Genomic DNA, 2140 nt, shown 5'->3' on the forward strand with positions numbered 1-2140 from the left:
GACCACATGATCCCCACCACCTACACCCACCTCGACCACCTCCCCACCACCCCCAACGGAAAACTCGACCGCAAAGCCCTCCCCGCCCCACAGGCAGGGACAGCGGCGCCGAGCAAACCGCCCAGTGGTGTGGACGAGCGGGCCGTGGCGGAGGTCTGGGCCGAGGTGCTGCGGATCGACCCGCCGGGCGCCCACGACGGTTTCTTCGCCCTGGGCGGCGACTCCATCCGCTCGCTCAAGGTCGTCGCGCGGCTGCGCGCCCGCGGCTACTCCGTGGAGATCGAGCAGATCTTCCTGCACCAGACGGTCCGCGAGCTGGCCGGTGCGATCACCAAGGGAACCGGCGAGCAGGGCCCCGCGAGCGAGGCGTTCGGCCTGCTCGGCGCGGCCGACCTCGACCGGGTGAAGCGCCGTTTCCAAGGAGGCACACGTTGACCGAGCTCGAGGACGCCTACCCGCTGACCGCCCTGCAGGCCGGGATGCTGTTCCACAGCGCCTACCAGGAGGACTCCGCCTCCTACCACGACGTGTTCACGCTGATCCTGCGCGGCCCGTACCAGGGTGAGCTGCTGCGGGCGGCGGCGCGCGAGGTCACGGCCAGGCACGCCGTCCTGCGCACCTCGTTCGACCTGACCGGTTTCGACGAGCCGATCCAGCTCGTCTGGGACGAGGTCGAGCCACCGGTCCAGGAGATCAACCTCACCGGGTACGGCGACGCCTGGCCAAGGCTCACGATGTGGCGGGAGGACGAGAAGCGGCGCCCCTTCGACTGGGCGTCCGCCCCGCTGTTCCGCCTCGTCGTCCACCACCTGGAAGAGGGCGAGTGGGCGCTCACGCTGAGCTTCCACCACGCGATCCTGGACGGCTGGAGCGTGGCCACGCTCATGACCGAGCTGCTCGGCCGGTACTCCGCCCACCTCGGCGGCGAGCCGGTCCGGCCGCTCGATCCGCCGCCGCTGAACTTCCGCGACTTCGTGGCGCGGGAGAAGGCCGCGGTCGGGTCGGCGGCGAGCGAGGCGTTCTGGCAGGACGTGCTGGCCGACGCTCCGGCGACCGCGCTGCCCAGGCTGCCCGGGTACCGGAGCGGGGACGCCGAGGACACCGAGGCGCTCGCCGTACCGTTCGGCGAAGGGCTGGTCGCGGGGCTGGAGGGGGTGGCGCGGGAGCTCGGCGTGCCGGTGCGGACCGTGCTGCTGGCCGGGCATCTGCGGGTGTTGGCGCTGGTCACCGGGTCGGCCGACGTTGTCACGGGGCTGGTCACGCACGGCAGGCCCGAGCACGAGGCGGCCGAGGAGATCCTGGGGCTGTTCCTCAACAGCGTCCCGTTGCGGGCGCGTACGGACGTGCGGAGCTGGCGGGAGCTGATCACGAACGTCTTCGCCGCCGAGGTGGCGCTGCTGCCGCACCGGTTGTACCCGCTGTTCGAGATGCAGCGGCTGACCCAGCGCTCACCGGTGATCGACGTGCTCTTCGACTACCGCGACTTCCACGTCTACCAGGATCTCGGCCCGGCGGACCGGGTCGAGGTGGTGGAGACGGAGTTCTTCGAGCAGACCAACCTGGCCATCTCCGCCAACTTCACCAGGTCGCCGGAGAGCGGGACGCTGGAGCTGAAGCTCAAGTACGACGTCACGCAGTTCTCCGCGGCGCAGGTGGCGCGGGCCGGAGAGCTCTACCGCGAGGTCTTCGCGCGGATCGCCGCGGATCCCGGCGGCGATCCGCGGGAGCCCGGCGACGTGCTGGCGGCCGACTCGGCGGCGGTGGAACGCTGGAACACGACCGGCGCCCCGGCCACGTTCGTGCCACTGCCGGTGGCCATCGCACGCCAAGCGGCGACCACCCCCGAGGCACCCGCGATCTGCGGGCCCGACGGCCTGTGGCTGACCTACGCGGAATTCATCGGCCGGGTCAACGCCCTGGCTACGAGACTGCGGGAGCAAGGGGTACAGCTCGGCGACGTGGTGGGAGTCTGCCTACCCCGAAGCGTCGACATGGTCATCGCCGTCCACGCCGTCATGACCGCGGGCGGAGCCTATCTCCCCCTCGAACCGACATATCCGGACCAGCGCCTGACCTTCATGACCCAAGACGCCCACGTCCGAGCCGTCATCACCCACGAGCCCCACCGCTTCGCCGGAAA

The 2140-nt window shown here is 71.0% G+C and carries 2 protein-coding genes; both read left to right on the top strand.

Annotation, left to right across the window (positions count from 1 at the left end; all coding sequences use genetic code 11):
* On the top strand, nucleotides 1-435 hold a 435-nt coding region (locus ABZ911_RS43070), incomplete at its 5' end, for a phosphopantetheine-binding protein (protein WP_358070484.1).
* Nucleotides 432-2140, top strand: a 1709-nt coding sequence (locus ABZ911_RS43075) for a condensation domain-containing protein (protein WP_358070487.1), incomplete at its 3' end; no start/stop codon positions are given. The genes ABZ911_RS43070 and ABZ911_RS43075, both read left to right, overlap by 4 nt.

The organism is Nonomuraea sp. NPDC046570 (assembly GCF_040645915.1).
Classification (GTDB): Bacteria; Actinomycetota; Actinomycetes; order Streptosporangiales; family Streptosporangiaceae; genus Nonomuraea.